The organism is Burkholderia latens (assembly GCF_902499045.1).
Lineage (GTDB): Bacteria > Pseudomonadota > Gammaproteobacteria > Burkholderiales > Burkholderiaceae > Burkholderia > Burkholderia latens.
In genome coordinates, this window is the sequence record NZ_CABVPL010000063.1 from 22,957 (window position 1) to 42,243 (window position 19,287).

The 19,287-nt window shown below is 65.7% G+C and carries 18 protein-coding genes and 2 pseudogenes; 8 read left to right on the forward strand and 12 right to left on the reverse strand.

The annotated features are described in order from the left end of the window. Positions 1 to 42: 42 nt before the first annotated feature. The 3 genes from BSE24067_RS29225 to BSE24067_RS29235 form a co-directional block, all read right to left on the reverse strand. Positions 43 to 1,068, reverse strand: a complete 1,026-nt coding sequence (locus BSE24067_RS29225; protein ID WP_151066231.1) for a ParB/RepB/Spo0J family partition protein — start codon at positions 1,066 to 1,068, stop codon at positions 43 to 45. After that, on the reverse strand, positions 1,061 to 1,756 hold the full coding sequence (locus tag BSE24067_RS29230) for a ParA family protein (protein WP_151066232.1): 696 nt from the start codon (positions 1,754 to 1,756) through the stop codon (positions 1,061 to 1,063). The genes BSE24067_RS29225 and BSE24067_RS29230 overlap by 8 nt, the downstream gene beginning before the upstream one ends. 97 nt (positions 1,757 to 1,853) lie before the next feature. Then, complete coding sequence (locus BSE24067_RS29235) at positions 1,854 to 2,009, reverse strand: hypothetical protein (protein WP_170297514.1); 156 nt, start codon at positions 2,007 to 2,009, stop codon at positions 1,854 to 1,856. A gap of 191 nt (positions 2,010 to 2,200) precedes the next feature. Here BSE24067_RS29235 and BSE24067_RS29240 point away from each other — a divergent pair, with 191 nt between their 5' ends. Continuing rightward, positions 2,201 to 2,449 (forward strand): hypothetical protein, encoded by a 249-nt coding sequence (locus tag BSE24067_RS29240; protein WP_174904945.1) that lies wholly within the window; start codon positions 2,201 to 2,203, stop codon positions 2,447 to 2,449. A gap of 1,240 nt (positions 2,450 to 3,689) precedes the next feature. Here BSE24067_RS29240 and BSE24067_RS29245 read toward each other — a convergent pair. After that, entirely contained in the window at positions 3,690 to 4,814 is a 1,125-nt protein-coding gene (locus tag BSE24067_RS29245; RefSeq protein WP_151066234.1) for an MBL fold metallo-hydrolase, read from the reverse strand. Between the two features lie 83 nt (positions 4,815 to 4,897). On the opposite strand from BSE24067_RS29245, the gene BSE24067_RS29250 reads away from it, so the two are divergent. Then, on the forward strand, positions 4,898 to 5,551 hold the full coding sequence (locus BSE24067_RS29250; RefSeq protein WP_151066235.1) for a TetR/AcrR family transcriptional regulator: 654 nt from the start codon (positions 4,898 to 4,900) through the stop codon (positions 5,549 to 5,551). A 198-nt stretch (positions 5,552 to 5,749) separates the two neighbouring features. Next, positions 5,750 to 6,241 carry a flavodoxin family protein gene (locus BSE24067_RS29255; protein ID WP_151066236.1) on the forward strand — a complete coding sequence of 164 codons (492 nt, stop codon included), beginning with the start codon at positions 5,750 to 5,752 and terminating at the stop codon, positions 6,239 to 6,241. 109 nt (positions 6,242 to 6,350) lie between these two features. Here the strand turns inward: BSE24067_RS29255 and BSE24067_RS32680 are convergent. Then, positions 6,351 to 6,561, reverse strand: a pseudogene (locus tag BSE24067_RS32680) (DUF2889 domain-containing protein); the annotation flags it as partial. 528 nt (positions 6,562 to 7,089) lie between these two features. On the opposite strand from BSE24067_RS32680, the gene BSE24067_RS29260 reads away from it, so the two are divergent. Both BSE24067_RS29260 and BSE24067_RS29265 read left to right on the forward strand, forming a co-directional pair. After that, positions 7,090 to 7,749, forward strand: a complete 660-nt coding sequence (locus tag BSE24067_RS29260; RefSeq protein WP_151066237.1) for a ProQ/FinO family protein — start codon at positions 7,090 to 7,092, stop codon at positions 7,747 to 7,749. A gap of 508 nt (positions 7,750 to 8,257) precedes the next feature. Further along, positions 8,258 to 9,322 (forward strand): DMT family transporter, encoded by a 1,065-nt coding sequence (locus tag BSE24067_RS29265; RefSeq protein ID WP_151066238.1) that lies wholly within the window; start codon positions 8,258 to 8,260, stop codon positions 9,320 to 9,322. A gap of 109 nt (positions 9,323 to 9,431) precedes the next feature. Here the strand turns inward: BSE24067_RS29265 and BSE24067_RS29270 are convergent, their stop codons facing one another. The 7 genes from BSE24067_RS29270 to BSE24067_RS29300 all read right to left on the reverse strand — a co-directional run bounded on the left by BSE24067_RS29270 (position 9,432) and on the right by BSE24067_RS29300 (position 15,951). After that, positions 9,432 to 9,797 carry a bleomycin resistance protein gene (locus BSE24067_RS29270; RefSeq protein ID WP_151066239.1) on the reverse strand — a complete coding sequence of 122 codons (366 nt, stop codon included), beginning with the start codon at positions 9,795 to 9,797 and terminating at the stop codon, positions 9,432 to 9,434. Positions 9,798 to 10,064: 267 nt separating this feature from the next. Next, positions 10,065 to 10,490, reverse strand: coding sequence for a TOBE domain-containing protein (locus BSE24067_RS29275; RefSeq protein ID WP_151066240.1), 426 nt, complete (start codon positions 10,488 to 10,490; stop codon positions 10,065 to 10,067). Between the two features lie 165 nt (positions 10,491 to 10,655). Continuing rightward, positions 10,656 to 12,116, reverse strand: a complete 1,461-nt coding sequence (locus tag BSE24067_RS29280) for an efflux transporter outer membrane subunit (protein ID WP_151066241.1) — start codon at positions 12,114 to 12,116, stop codon at positions 10,656 to 10,658. Continuing rightward, entirely contained in the window at positions 12,113 to 13,075 is a 963-nt protein-coding gene (locus tag BSE24067_RS29285) for an efflux RND transporter periplasmic adaptor subunit (protein WP_151066242.1), read from the reverse strand. Before BSE24067_RS29285 ends, BSE24067_RS29280 begins: the two co-directional genes overlap by 4 nt. Before the next feature lie 2 nt (positions 13,076 to 13,077). Continuing rightward, a complete protein-coding gene (locus tag BSE24067_RS29290; protein ID WP_006755496.1) occupies positions 13,078 to 13,290 on the reverse strand; it encodes a DUF1656 domain-containing protein in 213 nt (70 codons plus the stop codon). Between the two features lie 34 nt (positions 13,291 to 13,324). Beyond that, the gene (locus BSE24067_RS29295; RefSeq protein WP_174904947.1) at positions 13,325 to 15,475 is read right to left on the reverse strand and encodes an FUSC family protein; all 2,151 of its coding nucleotides are present in this window, start codon (positions 15,473 to 15,475) and stop codon (positions 13,325 to 13,327) included. Further along, on the reverse strand, positions 15,475 to 15,951 hold the full coding sequence (locus BSE24067_RS29300) for a MarR family winged helix-turn-helix transcriptional regulator (RefSeq protein WP_151068668.1): 477 nt from the start codon (positions 15,949 to 15,951) through the stop codon (positions 15,475 to 15,477). Before BSE24067_RS29300 ends, BSE24067_RS29295 begins: the two co-directional genes overlap by 1 nt. Positions 15,952 to 16,379: 428 nt before the next feature. Here BSE24067_RS29300 and ehuR point away from each other — a divergent pair, with 428 nt between their 5' ends. The 3 genes and pseudogenes from ehuR to BSE24067_RS29315 all read left to right on the forward strand — a co-directional run. After that, positions 16,380 to 17,792, forward strand: coding sequence for a MocR-like ectoine utilization transcription factor EhuR (gene ehuR / locus BSE24067_RS29305; protein WP_151068669.1), 1,413 nt, complete (start codon positions 16,380 to 16,382; stop codon positions 17,790 to 17,792). Between the two features lie 105 nt (positions 17,793 to 17,897). Then, complete coding sequence (eutB, locus tag BSE24067_RS29310; protein WP_151068670.1) at positions 17,898 to 18,869, forward strand: hydroxyectoine utilization dehydratase EutB; 972 nt, start codon at positions 17,898 to 17,900, stop codon at positions 18,867 to 18,869. A 1-nt stretch (position 18,870) separates the two neighbouring features. Next, positions 18,871 to 19,287 (forward strand): annotated as a pseudogene (locus tag BSE24067_RS29315) (ornithine cyclodeaminase family protein); the annotation flags it as partial.

Sequence of the window (19,287 nt, forward strand, 5' to 3'; positions counted from 1 at the left end):
CTGCCCGGTGCAATGCATGCGCGAGGCCTTTGCTTTGGGCCGTTACTTTTGCGCGGCGGCCGCGAGTTCGGCGACGTACGCGTCGATCACCGTCTTGAGCCGGTCCGCGAGTGCCTCCTGCTGCGAGGCGTCCACCCCCTTCAGTTGCAGATCCAGGCGGCCGTCCGGATAGGTCTTCAATTGACCGATCGCGCGCGATTCCAGCGCAAAATCATGGCGGACGCTGTAACGCGTGCGTCCCGATTTCTTGTTGCCGTCGCTCTGCGCGCGGAGGAAATTCTCGAGGTCGCGCACGGATTTTTTTCGATCGATCACCGCCGTGAGCAGACGATCGGCAGCCGCTTCACCGAGGCGCTCGAAGATCAGCTTCAGGAAATATGCCGCCTGCAGGCCGACCACGTCGTTCGCGCTGGCCATCCGCTCGAGCAACGTGTTCGGCAATGCGTTCAGCGACAGTGTCTTGCTGATCGATGCCTTGTCCTTGCCGATCTTCTCCGCGAGCGTGTTCTGATCGGGAAAGACCTTTTCATCGAGAAGGCGCTTCCATGCGACCGCATCGTCGAAGATGGTCTGACGCTCGTGGTCGTGGTTCGCGCGATACGCGATCGTATAGAGCTGCTCGGCCGTATGGTCCGTACGGAACGTCGCGTTGATCGTCTCGTCGCCGTTGATGCTCGTCGCACGCAAGCGGCGCTGCCCATCGATCACGACGAGCTTGCCGGGGAATTCCGGGAGCCGCGTGACCTTGATCGGCTCGATCTGCCCTTCCCGTTTCAGTGTCAGCGCAAGCTCGTGCAGGCTCGATTCCGAGTAGAACACGCGCGGGTTGAACGGGTTCGGAATACAGTCCTTCACAGCGACCTTTTGCGGGGCGCCAAGCTCGAGCGCGTCCGCGGGCGTGGCCGTGGCGGCGGGCGTTGAGGCTTCGACGGCCGGGTTCGATGCCGGCGTCGGGTCCGGCAGGCGCGTTTCCAGCGCGGCGTTTTCCTGCGCGAGCCCGCGCAGCAGGCCGGCTGCGAGATGCAGATTGCCGGTGGGCTTCTTCTCTTTCGATGTGTCCTTAGCCATGAGCGGCTCCGGTAGCGCGCGTCGACGCGATGTATTGGGCCATTTCGGTGACCAGTCTCTCGATTTCCGCTCGGGCTTCCTTCAGCCCTTTCAGGTAGCGGTTGTGATGATGGATCGTGGTGCCGAGCGCGAACGTCTGCCGGTAGACCTCGCGTTGTGCGATCTGGCTGTCGAGCAGATGCTCCCCTATTTCTTCAGCCTTTAAAATTTTTAAAATCTCTTCTCGCATTTTAGTTTTTCCATTGACGCTATTCAGCATCAGCGCGGAAGACAACTGGGGGTTACGGACCGCACGCATCGACTCGATCATGCGGATCATCGCGACGGTGCTGTACAGGTCAGCCGGGGACGGTGACAGCGGAACGAGGCAGAAGTCCGCGACTTCGAGCACGGACGCGATGCGAGGGTCTTCGAGGTTACCGGGGCAGTCGACGACAATCACGTCGAAATTCGCATCTTGTTTCTTGATTTCGCCGCCGATGCCGCGGCCTGCCGGAGCGAGCGACAAAACAGTCATCGGGAGAGTCTGTTCTCCGCTCGTGACCCATCTCACTGAAGTCCCTTGAGGGTCGGCATCGATCAACGCCACCTTGTTGCCGCCCGCCTCGAAGGCCGCGGCGATATTGACAGAGATGGTCGTCTTTCCAGTACCACCTTTTTGATTGCTGACGGCGATCTTGAAAGCCATTAATTTCTCCACGGAGTTTTGCGTAATATATGTAGTTATTGGGAGAAAGTCCAGAAAAGTATTATTTTGAGGATCTATTTTTTGCTCGACGTTGTTGTCACGTGACAAGTAGGCCGAATGGCTGCATCACGCGGATGTCGGAAAAGAGAACTAAAAATAGAACGACAAGCAGAATCGGCCGCTGTTGGGAGCGCTTGTTGTCTTCACGGCACTGCCAGGAGTACGCCGCATCCGCCACATAGACGGTCTTCATCGCTCGCGAAATTTCCAAATGGCTTGATAGCGACTTGCCGGTTTAATGGCGTCCCAATGCTGTTGTCACGTGACAAATGGGACGCTTCATGCCAGACCGGCTGATCGCATCGATCTGGCATCCGCTACCGGTCTCCGTGATTCTTCGGTCCTCAACGCGGCAGCCGTGTTCTGCAATATGACGGAACGCTGGTGCTGGTGCTGGTGCTGGTGCTGGTGCTGGTGCTGGTGCTGGTGCTGGTGCTGGTGCTGGTGCTGGTGCTGGTGCTCGTGCTCGTGCTCGTGCTCGTGCTCGTGCTCGTGCTCGTGCTCGTGCTCGTGCTCGTGCTCGTGCTCGTGCTCGTGCGACTGCGACTGCGACTGCGACTGCGACTGCGACTGCGACTGCGACTGCGACTGCGACTGCGACTGCGACTGCGACTGCGGTGGGTTGTCACGTAACAACCCGTCTCAGCACCGCGGCCGAATAACCTTCATTCCTGCTTTGCTCTTGTCGGGGAACTGAGAGTTCTCCATCTCAAGCGAGTGGCGCGTTCAGCAATGCCAGATCCGCCGGACGGGAGTCGTTGTCACGTGACAACTGCTCAGGCCATAGCTGAGGAATGCGGTTCACGCAGACACGAACTTACTGAGCCAGCGAGGATGCACAAGCGATGACGACATGCCTGACACGCAGCTTCGCCACTCGGCCGGCAACGTCTTTCGGCGGCCAGCGGCGACCCAAAAATGGGACGCGACAGACGACGCAGCTTTGACCTGTGATGTGTCCCCAATAAATACGAGTGACCGACATGGCTTCGGAGGGGAGGGTGGGTTGGCCGAGGCTTTCCGGGGCGGGACAGTCGTCCCCGAATGCGTCTACGTCGGCGTTCCGCGATGCAAGGGGATCGATCAGGCTATTGGTCGCTAGTCGGCATGCTTGGCAAGCGCCGACGGGGTGAATACGAGGCAGCGTGAAACAATTTCGAAAAAACCGACGCCCCTCGTAAACCCTTGTCCAGCAATGACTTGTGCGATTTTCTTCATGTTGTTTCACGAAAAATCAGCTCCGTCGGCCGGAAAAATGGGGATCCATGGAGTGCTGTCCGACAATCATGATGAGACGGCAGCTGACGTCGTCGATATGTATCGATATGAACGTAATATGTAGTGTTTAATACTTTTGTGGCGTGGCGTTGCCCCGGGCCGACGTGCTGCCGACGTGAAAACCCTCCCGGACAAGGCGCGCTCTGGATAAATATATGCGCTCTCGGAACGCAGTTGTCACGTGACAACGAAGGCAGGGCGCGAAGACAGCCAGATAGGCACCTACGGGTTTCAGAAAAATAGGAGCGCGCGGTTACGTGGTGGGACGTCCGTCACGGCCGCATCAAACCAATCAGGATCCCGTTGCGCGTTCAGGACGGCGATCGTTGACCTCTTGGCTAAGCATTTATCGGCATGCTGGCAACTCGGCGAATCAACGGGGTTCGGGCAGAAGAGTAAAACGCATTGCCGCAGCCGTAGCCGATACGGGACACAGCTACGCCGGACGCTGCCGTCCGGGCCCGGGACGAACTCTCGGCGATCGGCCACCAAAGTGTCCGCCGCGGACCACCCCTATCGAGACGAAAAACTAAATCAGGGGCCTCACAACATCCCACCGCAAATCGTGCTGGCCGCAACCCCACCGCGACATCAGTTACCGGCTCGGTTGTGTCGCACACAACCGCCACCGTCGCGCCTTGGCCCCAGATGCCTTCACCTGCTCGTCCACCGTTCTCCACCATCGCTCACCACGGTGCGGCGCATTCAAATCGAGCCGTTCTCCCATCCTCGGCGTAGACAATGCGATGCCTCGCGTCATCGCCAACGCGGTGACGCGCTCGAACGGTTCTTGCCAACGATGCATCGCGAGATCGAACGTGCCGTTGTGAATCGGCATCAGTGTGCGTCCGCGCAGGTCGATGTGCGCCTGCACCGTCTCTTCCGGCTGCATGTGCACGTACGGCCATTGCGGGTCATATGCGCCGGTTTCGATCAGCGTGACGTCGAACGGCCCCAGCCGCTCGCCAATTGTCCGGAAGCCGTCGAAGTAGCCGGTGTCGCCGCTGAAGAAAACGCGCAGGGCGTCGTCGGCGATCACCCACGAGGCCCACAGCGTGCTGTTGCCGTCGAACAAACTGCGCCCCGAGAAGTGCTGGGCGGGAGTTGCCGTCAGCGTGAGCCCGTCGATATCGATGCTTTGCCACCAGTCGAGCTGGCGAATCTTCGTCGCGTCGATGCCCCATTCGATCAGGCGGTCCCCGACACCGAGCGGCGTAATGAAGAGGCCCGTGGTGGCCGCCAATGCGACGACCGTGTCGCGATCGAGATGATCGTAGTGATCGTGCGACAGGATCACCCCGCGCAACGGCGGCAGCTGCTCGAGCGAAATCGGTGAGGCATGGAAGCGTTTGGGGCCGATGTGCCGGAACGGCGACGCGCGCTCCGCAAATACGGGATCGGTCAGCCAGAACTCACCGCGCAGTTTCATCAGCAGCGTCGAGTGCCCGAGCCGGTAAAGACTGCGGTCGGGCGCCGCGTCGAGTTGTTCACGCGTTAGCGAATCGATGGGTAGTCGGCCCATCGGAACCGTATCGCGCGGCTTGTTGACGAGCATGTTCCATGCGATGCGCAGTGTCTTGCCAAGACCTTCGGCGGGACGTGGCGCGACGTTGCTGAAGCGTTCGCCGTTATGCTGCGGCGACTCGCCGGACAGCGTGCGGCCACGACTGGCAGCAGCGAACCCCAGCATACGGTGAAGAAAAACGAAAGGCGAAGCCATGTCGAAGCATCCGGAAATTAAAGTACACCGATCAGTGTAGTTTATCGCTGGAAAAAGTAAACTCACCGGTGTAAAATTTTTGAATGAATACGAGCACGACTCCGCAGCGTTTGACCGACCGAAAGCGCGCGGCAATCATCGATGCGGCGATCGAGGAATTTCTCGCAGCCGGTTACGACGCGACCAGCATGGACCGCATCGCCGCGCGCGCGGACGTATCGAAGCGCACGGTCTACAACCACTTCCCGGGCAAGGAAGCGTTGTTCGCCGCGATCCTGCATCAGCTATGGGACGCGACGCTGACGACCGGCACCCCGGCGTACCGCGCCGACGTGCCGTTGCGCGATCAATTGCTTGCATTGCTCGATCGCAAGTTGCGGTTGCTGAACGACGAAGCGTTCCTCGCACTCGCCCGAGTCGCGATCGGCGCGGCCATCCATTCACCCGAACGCGCCCGTGACATGGTCGAACGCATGGGCGAGCGTGAAGAAGACGTGACGGTGTGGATTCGCGCGGCCGCGATGGCCGGCCGGCTGTCTGCACCCGATCCCGTATTCGCGGCGCATCAACTGCATGGCATGGTGAAAGCGTTCGCGTTCTGGCCGCAGGTGACGATGGGCCAGCCGCCGCTCGGCCCGCAGGCGCAGCAGAAGGTCGCGGAAACGGCCGCCGACATGTTTCTTGCGTACTACGCGCGTCACGACGATACCGGTACAGCGCGCGTGGAGCGCGACTGATGATCATGTGTCGGCCGAAGCACAAATCGGCAGAAGCCGCCTCGATTCGATTCGCTCGGCGCTTCATCCGCCACATCGAGGAAAGTGCGATTCGGCGACAGCCGAATTCCTGGCACGACAACACTATCGGTGTAGCGCGTCCGCACCGACCTGGCACGTGCGGCGGCCCACTATGAAACGGAAAGCGAGCGAACACCGATGAAAACGCTGTTGATCGTCTATCACACGATGACCGGCGGTACGCGGCAGATGGCCGAAGCAGCCGCGGATGCGGCGCGCGAGCAAGCCGGCGTCGATGTCAGATTGCAGCGCGCGGATGCGACGACCGCGGACGACGTGCTCGCCGCCGACGCATACCTGTTCGCGACGCCCGAGAATCTCGCCGCGATGTCGGGGCTGATGAAGGATTTTTTCGACCGCTGTTACTACGCGGTGCTCGATCGCGTGAACGGCAGGCCGTATGCGGCGATGATCTGCGCGGGCAGCGACGGGCAGAACGCGTTGCGCCAGATCGATCGGATCGCGACCGGATGGCGGCTCAGGAACGTGGCGCCGGGACTGATTGTCTGCACGCATGCGCAGACGCCGGAGCGCATCCTCGCGCCAAAGACGATCGACAGCGAGGATCTCGCGCGCTGCGCGGAAATCGGCGCCGGTCTTGCCGCGGGGCTTGCGCTCGGCGTGTTCTGATTTCGGGCGATCCAGCCGGACGAAGCGAAGCCGCCATCAACCACAGCGGCTGCTGCGCTAGGCGGGTCGATCGAATGCCGATCATCCGCTGGGCGTCCTGTGCGGACACGGCCGGCTGACGGTATTCCGGCCACGGCGCTTTCACGAGATCGCGCGAAGCGCCATACGCATCGCGACTGTCGATCTCGAGCGGTTTTCCGTTGGCGTCGCGGTCGCTCAGCGGCCACGGGCGGATGCCGACCATCGTCTGATTGGGCCGCGGTCGCGATCGGACCGAGGATTTCCTCCCGGTGCGTGCACGCGTCGCAGGACGGCTGGCGATCGATGCGGACGCAACTAATTTGACAAAGATGGCGACAGGCGCACGGCATCGCGCCGCGCGGATCAAACGCGAAAGCCGGCCACCGACGGACGCCGCGCGATCCGCAGAAGACGGCGTCTGGAACTCGCCGCGCCGCGCTCGCAGTTTCGTACCGTGGAACAGCCCGTGAAGCGCTGCGGGTTCCGCCACGACGCACGAAAGCGGTGCAGCCAGCACTACGTAACGCGCGGGTCGATGCCGGCCCAAAACGCCGCCATAATGCGCAACACGACCGCGCGGACGCGTTGGCTGCCTTCCGGTTCCGTCAAATACGAACCGGTGAGTCAGCCGACCGCCGTGCGTACCGGTATACTTCCACTCCTGCCTTTGTCCGTCATCGTGGCCGGGTGCCCGAAACAGTGGTGGTAGCGCGATGCGGCCCCGCAATATTCCGCATCGGTAGCAGCAAGCCGCAGGCGATGCGGCGAAACGCCGATGTGCGAATGACTGCACGAACCACACCTTATATTCCTGGTGGATTGAATTTATGGGTTTTGAACAACTTGCCGAATTGCGGGCGCAGCTCGCAGCCAAGGCCAAGCAGGAGCGCAACGCGAAGCGACCGGCGACGCAACCGGACGCCGGCGCGAAGCCGAAGTCGGGCGATCGGCCCGCTCGTGGGGCCAAATCGGGCACCGCGGCGAAAGCGTCGTCGGGCGCCAAGCCCGCTTCGACGAAGCCGTCGACGCCCGTCGATCCGGTCATCGTCGCGATCGGCAAACTGCAGCGCCGGTTTCCGCGCGCGTTCCCGAAGAATCCGGCCCCGAAGGTGCCGCTGAAGGTCGGTATTTGGGACGACCTCGCGCGAGAAGCGCAGGCCGTTGGCCTGACCGAAGCCGAACTGCGCGATGCCATGTCCACATGGTGCCGCGGCAATCGTTATTGGTCGTGTCTCGTCGAAGGGGCGGTGCGGGTCGATCTGCAAGGTAACGAAGCCGGGCGGGTGACGCACGACGACGCGGCGCGTGCGCGCCGGCTGAAGTCGCGTCGTCCGGGCAACAAGGGCGGTGCTCAAGCGGCAAAGGGCGCACCGCAACAGCCGAAGACCGAAGCGCAGGCAGACGCCGCCGCACCGCAGCCTGCGGCCGCGGAAGCAGCGGCCGATGCCGCACCGCAGGCCGAGCAGCAAGCGACCGCGAGCGAGTAACGCGCGATGCGTCGCCGTGCGAGGCCGCGCGGCGACTGCCTGCAATACACTTGCAGCGCATCACCTGACAGACCGGTCTGCTCCGCTCCGCTCGGGGGCAGGCCGGGTCTTCCTCCGCCGGCGGAACCGCCACTCCGCCATCACCCGTTCAGTATCGAACTGTCCAATCGACCCGACGATGAAATCGCGTGCGATGAATTCAATCTCGGGCGATTGAATGATTCGCGATCCTGATGAAGAACGATCGACACGCTGCTCTCCGCGACCGACTATGGGCCGAACGGACGACTGTCAGTTGGCGACCCGCGACGCGAACGCGATAATCTACCGGTTGGAATCGGCAGGCCGGCACGCGCGCATCGAAGCCCGTCACGCGACAGCAATTGAAGCACGGCGTGGTTTGCGTGCAGTGCCCGAAATCGAAGGACCGCGGCAAACCATACGTGCGATGCCATCACGCGAAGTCCGCTGACCGATGCGCTTCAACGCCCACCGGAGAACCAGCATCATGAACCCGAGGCAATCCGCGATTCTGGTCGCACTTGCCGCTGCTGCGCTGTTCGGCGCCGCGACGCCGCTCGCCAAGGCCCTGATCGGTGAGATGCCGCCGTTCATGGTCGCTGGTCTGTTCTATCTGGGCAGCGGGATCGGCCTGGGGATCGGGATCCTGCTGCGCCGATTGCGCACCCGCGACGATGCCGTGGCCGACGCCGCCGCGCCGCTGCAACGTGCGGACCTGCCGTGGCTCGCCGGCGCGATCGCGGCCGGCGGCGTCGCGGGACCGGCGCTGCTGATGCTCGGCCTGTCCCGCACGCCCGCCGCGACGAGTGCGCTGCTGCTCAATCTCGAAGGCGTGCTGACCGCGCTCATCGCATGGGTTGTGTTTCGCGAGAACGTCGACTTCCAGGTGTTTCTCGGCATGGTGGCGATCGTCGTCGGCGGCACGCTGCTGTCGTGGCCGCCGGGGCATGCGGGCGTGCCGGCCGGCGCGCTGTTGATCGCCGGTGCATGCCTGTGCTGGGCGATCGACAATAACGTGACCCGCAGGGTCGCCGCGAACGATGCGATGGTCATCGCGTGCGTGAAAGGCCTGGTCGCCGGGCCAGTCAATATCGGCATCGCGCTCGCGGCCGGCGCGACGCTGCCCGCGGCGCCGGTCGCGGCCACCGCGATGCTGACCGGCCTCGGCGGCTATGGGATCAGCCTGGTGTTGTTCGTCGTCGCGCTGCGTCATCTCGGCAGTGCACGCACGGGCGCTTACTTTTCGGTGGCGCCGCTGTTCGGCGTCGTGCTGTCGTTGCTGATCTGGCCGACGCTGCCGTCCGTCACGTTCTGGCTCGCTGCCGCGTTGATGGCGCTGGGCATCTGGCTGCATGTACGCGAACGGCATGAACACGCGCACACGCACGAGCCGCTCGCGCATACGCACCGGCATCGACACGACGACCATCATCAACACATGCACGACTTCCCGTACGACGGTGATGAACCGCACACGCATCCGCACGTGCATCTGCCGATCACGCACAGTCACGCGCATTTTCCCGACATTCATCACCGCCATCGACACTGATCTCGCGGTGCAACGAGAAATGGCATGGGCCGCGCAAGGTACCGGCCTATGGGATGTCGTTTCGTGACCGTCGCGACGGCGTCGTCGTTGCGGGCAATCGGGTATGTCGTCAGTCATCCCTCTGGATCAACCGGATCAACGAACCGTCCGGATCGATCAGCGCGCCGACGATGCCGCCCCACGCCTCGCGCTTCGGCCGATGCACGCGCGGCGAGCCGGTTGATCGTTCCGGAATGCCGGCCGCGAGCAACTCGTCGAAAAACGCGCCGACGTCGGCGAGCCTGAAGCAGCAGCTGAACCAGCTCGTGGCCGGGTCGAGATCCGGATGAAGAAAGAATTCCAGCAGCAGGTCGCCGCGTCTCAGGATCATCCAGCCGTCATCGCGCCACGTTTCGACGAAGCCGAGCGTCGCGTAGAAAAGCGACGTGGCCTCGAAATCGCGCGACGGCAGATTGGGGGTTGCGAGGTCGGGCAAGGCTGCCTCCGATGGGCAAGGCAATCGGACGAATTCGCGGAAAATGCGCGCTTGTCGCGACATGCACGGGTTGCGACGAGCGCCGCGAAGAGACGGGCATCAAGGGGCATGGGTCGGCCGCCGCGGATGGCAGCCGGTGCATGGCGCGATCTTGCGCGCGTGTGAGCGAAAGCGCGAACGTCATCGTATCCGTTCGCATGCAGGCCGACCGTCGAGCGCTGCGTGCGAGCGACCAACGAGCGGATGTCATTGCAATCGACGGGCCGATCACTCGACGCCGACGATCACGCTCGACGCCTTGAAGATCGCGGACGCGGCTTTGCCGCGCGCGAGACCGAGACGGCCGACACTGTCGTTGGTGACGATCGCGACGATCTCGGCGCCTCCCGCGGCCTTGATCACGACTTCCGAATTGACCGCGCCCGTCGCGATCGACGACACGGTGCCCGCGACGCAATTGCGGGCCGACACCTTGCTGCCGTCGACGTCGATCATCACGATCACCGACGATGCCTTGACGAGCGCAAATGCGTTCGTGCCGCCCTTGAGACCGAGTGCCGCCGTGCTACCATGCGTGACGATCGCGACGATGTCGAGGCCGTCCTGGGTGCGCAGCGTGACTTCGTCGTTGACTGCGCCGGTCGTGACGCTGCCGATCTGGCCGACGAATTGATTACGGGCGCTGGTTCGCATGATGACTCTCCGGATCCGGGGGCGGGCCGCCCGGCCGGCGGCGAGCGGACGATGGAAATTGCGTACGAGTGTACCGGTAACGCGCGCGAAGTACGACGCCGGCATCGACACGCCGGACATGCGAGGCGCGCATGATGGCGCGCATCGTGCGCGCCTCGCATGCGCTTACTTGGCAGGGGCCGCTGCATTGCCCCCTGCATCGCCTTCCCACCCGCCGCCGAGCGCGAGGAACAATCTCACCTGATCGGCCGCGACCTGGCCTTCGGCCGCGGCGACCTGCGCGCGCACGCTCGTCAGCGTGCGCGTCGCATCGAGATCGGAGATGAACGACTCGCGGCCGGCCACGAAGAGCCGGTGCGTTTCGTCCGCGGAATTGCGCGCCGACTCGTAAGCCGTGCGCAGCGCATCGGTGCGCTGCACGTCGGCCGCATACGTCGCGAGGCTCGACTGCGTTTCGCGCAATGCGTTCAGCACGACGCCGTCGAAGTGCGCGAGCGCGCCGCCGGTCGCCGCTTCGGCTTCGCGCACGCGCGCGCGTTGGCCGTTGACCGGGAACGACCAGCTGATCAGCGGCCCGAACGACCAGCGATTCGTCGTGGACGAGAACAGGTCGGCGGCTACGCCGACCGAACCGGCCGACGCGCCGATGCTGACCGACGGATACAGCGCGGCAGTGGCGACGCCGATTCGCGCGGTCGCGGCGGCGAGCTGACGCTCGGCCTCGCGCACGTCGGGGCGGCGTCGCAGCAGCGCGGCGCCGTCGCCGATCGGAATCGGCTGGCGCAGCTTCGGCAGCCGTTCGCATTCGACGACCGCCTTCGGCAGGTCGGCCGGCGAGCGCGCGAGCAGCGCGGCGAGCTGGTATTGCGCGATCTTGCGGCGCCCTTCGAAGCGCGGGATGTCGGCGGAGAGCGTGCGCACCTGCGTGACGCCGCGCGTCACGTCGGTCTGGTTGCCGCGCCCGACATCGCGCAGCCGCTGCGACAGCTTCACGCGCTGCTGCTGCAGCGCGAGCGATTGCCTCGCGATCGCGAGCTCGTCGCCGGCGGAGCACGATTCGACGTACGCGCGCACGACATCGGCGACGACCGTGATGCGCGCCAGATCCGCGGCTGCCTGCACGGCTTCGCTGTCCGCGCGCGCAGCCTCGACGCCGCGCCGCAGCTTGCCGAACAGATCGAGTTCGTACGACACGCTGATGCCGACCGTGCCTTCGTTCACGACCGGCAGCTTGTTTTCGAGCAGATACTGCTCGGCCGATTCCTGCGCACGCTGCACGGCCGCTTCCGCGCGGCCCGAAAAGCCGCCCTGTTCGTTCGCGACTTCCAGCGCCGCGCGCGAACGCGCGAGATTGGCCGCGGCGACGCGCAGGTCGGTGTTCGATTTCAGCGCGCTGCGCACGAGCTCGTCGAGCACCGGATCGTCGTACAGCTGCCACCAGTTGCCCGGCACCGCGCTGCGCGACACGAGCGCGCCGTTCGCGTCGTCGAGCGCATGGTTCGCGAGCGGCGCGTTCACGTACGCCTGCTGCGGCAGCTTGTAGTCGGGGCCGACGGACTTGCACGCGCCGAGTGCGAGCGCGAGCGGTGCGAGGGCGGCGGCGACGCGCAGGCCGTATCGGCTCATTGCGATGCTCCCGTCGCGCCGATGGCCGCGGATGCCGAAGCGGTCGCGGAAGCGCCAGCGGCCGCAGGCTTCGCTTTGTCGTCGCGGCGCGTATCGGGCGAGCGCATCGCGACGGTCGCCGTGCGGCCGGCGATCATCCGGAAGTCGTCGGGCACCTCGTCGAGCACGACGCGCACCGGCACGCGCTGCGCGAGCCGCACCCAGCTGAATGCCGGGTTCACGTTCGGCAGCAGGTTCGCGCCCTGCGTGCGGTCGCGATCCTCGATCGCGGCGACGATGCTCTGCACGTGGCCGCGCAGCGGACGCGGCTCGCCCATCACGGCGATGTCGACGGGCTGGCCGATATGGATGCCGTGCAGCTTGGTCTCCTCGAAGTAGCCGTCGACTCGGAACGAATTGCGGTCGACGACCGACAGCACCGCGCGGCCGGCGGGCACGTATTCGCCGACGCGCGGCGCGCGATCGTTCAGGTAGCCGTCCACGGGGCTCACGATGGTCGTGCGCTGCAGGTTCAGCTTCGCGGTGTCGAGCGACACCTGCGCATCGGCGACGGCCGCTTCCCCCTGTTCGACGCGCGTGCGGCTTTCCTCGACCTGTTCGCTTGCGACCAGGTTGCCGAGCTGCACGTTGCGCGCGTATTCGCGCTTCGCCTGCGCGAGCGTCGCGCGGCGCTGCGCGAGCGTCGCTTCGGCAAGCCGCTCCGCGAGCGCGTAGCGGGCCTGGTCGATCACGAACAGTACCTGGCCGCGCGTGACCTCCTGGTTGTCGGCGACCTGCACCGCGGTGATGAGGCCCGACACGTCGGGTGCGACCTGGATCACGTCGGCGCGCACGTGCCCGTCGCGCGTCCACGGCGAGAACATGTAGTAGTTGATGATCCGCCACAGCACGAGGGCGGCCACGACGACGACGATCAGGGTGAGCAGGATCTGCCCTGCCGAGAGCCAGGTTTTTTTCACGGTTAGCTAGCCACGAGATGGTGAGACACGATGACGACGGCGGCAAACACGAACACGTAGATGCCGAGGTCGAAGATCGAACGGTGCCAGACGAGGCGGTAAAAGCCGACGCGCTCGAGCAGCGCGCGCACGACGATGTTGATCAGATAAGCGATCAGCATCAGCACGAGCGGAGCCGGCACGAATACGCCGAAGATGTCGATTTCGCCGATCATGGTCGCGGTCGGAAAGACGGGTTGGAAAGCGGGATCATGCGCGTGCACCGTCCGCAGCCGCTTGCGGCGGCTGCGCGGCCGCGGCCGGATACAGCGACAGCCGCAGGCCGACGAGCGCGTGCAGCGTGTCGCGCAGCCGGCGGTGTGTTGCGGCCGTGGGTCGCGCCGCCGCGGCCTCGGACGCCGTTGATCCGTCCGCCGGCGCCGTCGGCGCGCCCGGCAGATTGCGGCCGGCCACGCGCCGCAGTGCGTCGTCGATCGACGCGAGCAGCGCCGGCGGCACGGGCTGGCGCGCGTTCGCGGCCGCGCAGCGCGCGTAATGATCGGTGACGCCGGCGAGCACGCGATCGATCGCGTCGGGCACGTCGCCCGACAGCCTGCGGCGCGAGCGGCGCAGGTCGAGCGCATTCAGCGCGATGCGCAGGTCGCGGAAGCTCTCGATCGACGGATGACGGTGATCGTCGGACGCGCCGAGCCGCGGCAGCAGTTGCGTGACGCGATCGAGCATGCGCGATGCGTGGTTGCGCTGATCGTCGAGCGGTTGCGTCGACGCGGAACGTGCGACGTCTTCCCAGCCCGAGCGCAACAGGCGCCGCACCGCGAGCTCGGCGCCGAACGGGCGCGTCGCACGGGTCCACACGTACGCGAACAGCAGCCCGGCGACGCCCGCGAGGTTACTGTTCAGGAACACGAAGAAGTCGGCATCGTAGGCGCTCTGGATGCTGATGAAGGTCGCGGTGTTGACCGCGACGAGCATCGTCACCATGTTGAACTGCGGGCGCGGCAGCAGCGTTCCGATCACGATGAACGGGCCGGCGAACATCAGGACGAGCATCGGGAAGTCGTGTACGTGCGGTAGCACGGCGAACAGGTAAAGGCCCGCGAATACGACGCTCGCGGCGGTAGCCAGGAAAAACTTGAACACCAGCGGCGCGGGCTCGTCGAGCGCCGCGAAGAAGCTGCACGCGACGGCAACGAGCGTGACGGCGCCGGCACCGTCGTGCCAACCGGATTCGATCCACAGCCAGCACGCGAACACGATCGCGCCGGCGACGGTCAGCGTGGAGAACAGCATCATCCCGCGATCGAAGAAGCGCTCGGTGCCGCCGAGCCGCCAGTGCCGGTAGCGCGGCTGCCACACGCCGGACTCGTTCCCGATCAGCGCGCGCAGCGAGCGGCAGTCCTGCCAGATGTCGATGACCTGGCGCAGCCGCCACAGCGCGTTCGACAGCAGCGCGCCATCCCAGCTCGCGAGCGCACTGTCGGGCGGCTGCAGCGACGCGATGCGCTCACGCAGGTCGTCTGCGACGGGATCGTGCGCCGTTTCGCCGTCGGCGCCGGCCTTCAGCGACGGCAGCGGCGCGTCGAACCACTTCGCGGCGTCGGCGAGCAGCGCGTCGAGCGCGGCCGGGCGCACGTGCAGGTCGCGCATCAGCGCGATCAGCGGATCGGCGAGCGACGACATCAGCGGCAGGAACAACTGCATCCGGCCCGCGAGCGCCTGTGCGCGCGCGAGCACGCGCGGGTGCGCGTGGTCGTAGCTCAACTGGCTCAGCAGGAATTCGAGGCCGGTGATGGTCGCGGCGAGGCGCTGCCGGCACGCGGACAGCGCGTTGCCCGCAATGTGGCCGGACAACGTCTCGCGGCCGTAGAACGCGGCATCCTTGAACCACGCGTCGGTGCGCTCGATCAGCGTCGGCGCGAGCCGGTTCGGGAATACCGTGCTGCCGACCACGCTCGCGCACACGATGCCGAGCACGATTTCCTCGGTGCGCGCGATCGCGACGTCGAAGATCGTCGACGGATCGGTGACCGTCGGCAGCGCGACCAGCGGCATCGTGTAGCCGGCCAGCATGAACACGTAGCTGCGTGCGGTACGGTCGGAGATCGCGAGGTAGAGCAACGTGCCGCACCACGTCGCGACGATGAGGCTGAACAGGTACGGCGTCTCGACGAACGGCGGCACGAACAGGATCGCGGCGGCGGCGCCGAGCGCGGTGCCGAGCGCGCGATACAGCGCCTTCGAGCGCGTCGCGCCGACGAACGGGTTCGACACGATATAGACGCTCGCCATCGCCCAGTACGGACGCGGCAACTGGAAATACAGGCCGAGGTACAGCGCGAGCATCGACGCGGCGAACGTCTTGCCCGAGAACAGCCAGTCGCGAAGGCTCGGATAGGTCATCACGCGGATTCGGCGGGGTGGGACGGGCGCGACGCCGGATGCTGCGCATCGGCCATGTTGAACGCGTTCAGCACGCGCAGCGTCGCTTCGAGATCGGCACGCGTAACGCCCTTGAGCACCTGCGCACGCAGCACGCGCAGGTCTTCCTCCATCTTCGCGGTCACCGCGCGACCGGCGGCCGTCAGTGAAATCGTTTTCGCGCGGCGATCGTGCGGATCCTCGTCGCGGCGTGCGAGGCCTGCCGCGCACAGCTGGTCGAGCAGGCGCACGAGCGACGGCCCTTCGATGCCGACGTGTTCGGCGAGCGTTCCCTGACGCACGCCTTCGCCGAGCCGGCCGGCGATCAGCAGCGGCGTCGCGCAGGCCTCGGACACGTTGTATGCGGTCAGCACGGCGTCGCTCGTGCGGCGCCACTTGCGCGCGCTGAGCACCAGCATGCTGCTGACGGCGAGGCGAAGATCGTGCAGATTGGTCATGGGCGAGATGATAGGGGCTAAAACATTCGATAGCAAACTATCGTTTTTGCCGGCCGGGCGTCGTCGCGTACGGCGGGAGCGCCGATCTTCAACGAGCAATTTAGGCGCCCGGCGCCGGGACGGTCAAGCTGTAAGTAAGTCGTGAGCGCGGGAACACGCTGCGTCGCCGCGCGGCGATGCAGTCGCGCAGTCCGTACCGGTCCGACCACCGGGCCGCAACCAGCCGCGGCGACCGATACATGAAGAGTGCGGCAGCTCGAACCTGATGTGACCCCGCACGATGCCGCGCCGGCGCGGCAGCAGCAACAACATCAGATGTATTGGCGCGATCGCCGCATCGTCCCGTTTGCGCACGCAATTGCACTAGGACAATATTTTTCAGGTGTCTTTCTGAGCGACCATGCGAAAGCAACGACGGAGGCATCGAGATGGGACGGACCGAGGTTTCGGCGCGCTGGCAGGACGCGATCGGCGCGGTGCACGGCATCGAGTCGAAATACAAGCGGCTCGTGAAGGCAATCGCCGCCGACATCGAAAGCGGCGCGCTCGCTCCGGGCGCGCGGCTCGCGCCGCAGCGCGACGTGGCGTCGAGCCTCGGCGTCAGCGTGCAGACCGTGACCAACGCGTACAAGGAGCTCGAAAGACAGGGCCTGATCCGCTGCGAAGTCGGGCGCGGCAGCTTCGTCGCCGCACGCGTGACCGAGTCGATGTCGAACTACATTCTCGATACGACCGAGCGCGAACTCGTCGACTTCTCGATCGCGCGCATCGTGCACACGCCCGAGCACGATGCCGCGTGGCGCGCCGTCTGCGCGGCGCTGGCCGATGCCGACGACCAGCCGTGGATCCGCTCGTTCCGGCCGATCGCGGGCCTCGACGCGCATCGCGAAGCCGGCGCCGCATGGCTGGCCGCGCTGAACATGCCGGTTCACCCCGAATCGCTGTTGATCACGAACGGTGCGGCGCACGGGATCTTTCTCGCGCTCGCGTCGATCGTCGGGCCCGGCGACACCGTGCTGTGCGAAAGCCTGACCGACCACGGCGTGATCGGCTCGGCGAACGTGCTCGGGTTTACGCTGAAAGGGCTCGAAATGGACGAGCACGGAATCCGCCCGGAACATTTCGAGGAAATGTGCGACAGCGAGAAGATCAGCGCGCTCGTCTGCACGCCGACCCTCAATAACCCGACGGTGTCGATGATGTCCGATTCGCGCCGCAAGGCGATCGCGCGGATTGCGTCGCGCTATGGCGTGTACGTAATCGAGGACGACGTGTACGGCCCGCTCCCCGCGAAGACGGCGACGCCGATCGCGAGCCTGATTCCGGATCTCGGCTTCTACTGCACGAGCATGACGAAGTCCGTGCTGACGGGCTTGCGCACCGGCTATCTCGCGATGCCGAGGCGGCTCGCACTGCGTGTCGAGAGCGTGCTGCGCGTGAGCAGCTGGATGGCGACGTCGCCGATCGCGGAGATCGCGACCCGCTGGATCGCCGACGGCACCGCGCGACGCCTCGTCGAACTGCAGCGGCAGCGGCTCGCGGTGCGCCAGGAGATGGTAAAGGTCGCGCTCGGCCCGTATGTGCTCGGCGCGCATCCGAACGCGTTGTCGGCATGGCTGCGCGTGCCCGACTACTGGCAGGCCGACCGGCTCGTGCGCGAATTGCGGACGCGCAAGATCGCGGTGACGTCGCCCGATCCGTTCCTCGTCGGCAGCACCGAGCGGCCGAACGCGGTGCGTGTGTGCATCGGCGCGGAGACGACGGATGCCGCGTGCAATGCCGCGCTCGAGACGATCGCGGGTGTGTTCGAGCAGTATCCGCACGTGCACGATTTTCATTGACGCGACGCCGGCGTCGCATGCGCGACGCACAATGTATCAGGACATTCGAAAGCGCAATTTGGGACATTAGACTGGATCGCACCACATCAATGAGGCGTGCGTTCCATGTCCTTCCTGTCGCTGTCCGACGTCTACCGCGCGCGCCGCCGCATCGCCGGGCATGCGAGCGTCACGCCGCTCGTCGCATCCGCCGCGCTGTCCGCGCGCGCCGGCGCACCTGTCCACCTGAAGCTCGAAACGCTGCAGCCGACCGCCAGCTTCAAGCTGCGCGGCGCGACCAATGCGCTCGCTGAACTCGCCGCGCAACGCGTGCCGCGCGTAGTCACCGCGTCCACCGGCAATCACGGCCGTGCGGTCGCGCATGCGGCGCGCGCGTTCGGCATCGACGCGGCGGTCTGCATGTCGTCGCTCGTGCCGGCGAACAAGGTCGACGCGGTCGCCGCGCTCGGCGCGCGGGTCGTGATCGCGGGCGACAGCCAGGACGACGCGCAGGCGGAGGCGCGACGCCTCGTGCGCGACGAAGGCTATGCGTACGTGCCGCCGTTCGACGATCCACGGATCATCGCCGGGCAGGCGACGATCGGCATCGAGATTCTCGAAGCGCTGCCCGACGCGGGCACGCTCGTCGTGCCGCTGTCGGGCGGCGGGCTGTTCAGCGGCGTCGCGTTCGCGGCGAAGGCGATCCGGCCGGGCATTGAGGTGATCGGCGTGTCGATGACGCGCGGCGCCGCGATGCATGCGAGCCTCGCGGCCGGCCGCCCGGTCGACGTCGAGGAACAGCCGACGCTCGCCGATTCGCTCGGTGGCGGGATCGGCCTCGACAACCGCTACACGTTCGGCATGACGCGTGCGCTCGCCGACGACGTCGTGCTGCTCGACGAGCCCGCGATCGCGCGCGGCATCGCACATGCGTATCGCGAAGAGCGACTCGTCGTGGAAGGCGCGGGCGCGGTCGGCATCGCCGCGCTGCTCGACGAACGGATCGCGCGCCGCGACCGCGACGGCCCGATCGTCGTGGTCGTGAGCGGTGCGAACATCGACATGGCCGTGCATCGGCGGCTCGTTTCGGAGAACTGACATGAACCATCCCGTCACGCTGCTCGGGCACGCGCAACTGCGCGCGCTGGTGCCGCTCGATCTCACCGCGATCGACCAGGTCGAGGCCGCGTTCGCATCGCTCGCCACCGACGCGGTCGTCATGCCGCCGATCCTCAACCTCGCGCTGCCCGCGTGTCACGGTGAAGTCGACGTCAAGACGGCGTACCTGCCGCGCTTCGACAGCTTCGCGATCAAGGTGAGCCCCGGCTTCTTCGACAACCCGTCGCTCGGCTTGCCGAGCCTGAACGGGCTGATGCTCGTGCTGTCCGCGCGCACGGGTCTGACCGAAGCCGTGCTGCTCGACAACGGCTACCTGACGGCCGTGCGCACCGCCGCTGCCGGCGCGGTGGCAGCGCGCCGGCTCGCGCGCGCCGACGCGCGCCGCGCGGCGATCGTC